Origin of the sequence: Bacillus sp. SIMBA_008 (genome assembly GCF_046535495.1) — a bacterium.
In the GTDB taxonomy this organism is placed as follows: Bacteria; Bacillota; Bacilli; order Bacillales; family Bacillaceae; genus Bacillus; species Bacillus subtilis.
In genome coordinates, this window is record NZ_JAWRWL010001288.1 from 1 (window position 1) to 235 (window position 235).

Genomic DNA, 235 nt, shown 5'->3' on the forward strand with positions numbered 1-235 from the left:
GCGCCATCGGCCAGGCCGCGACGTAGCGCCAGAAGCCCTTCTGTCTCGTCGCGAGCGCGACGATCGCGACCGCGATCGCCGGGGTGAACATCATTCCCGACACGGTCAGTTGCGCAACCAGCGGGCTCGTGGGGTTCAGCCAGAGCGGTAGGGCGACGAGCCATGCGAGGCCGATCGCGAGCGCCGCGAAGGCGGCGACGCGGTGCCAGGGGACGGAGCGGCGCATGATGTCCTC

The 235-nt window shown here is 70.6% G+C and carries 1 protein-coding gene; it reads right to left on the reverse strand.

The features are described 5' to 3' along the window. Positions 1-235: hypothetical protein (locus tag SB658_RS27590; RefSeq protein ID WP_410603758.1), on the reverse strand; the 235-nt coding region annotated here is incomplete at both ends.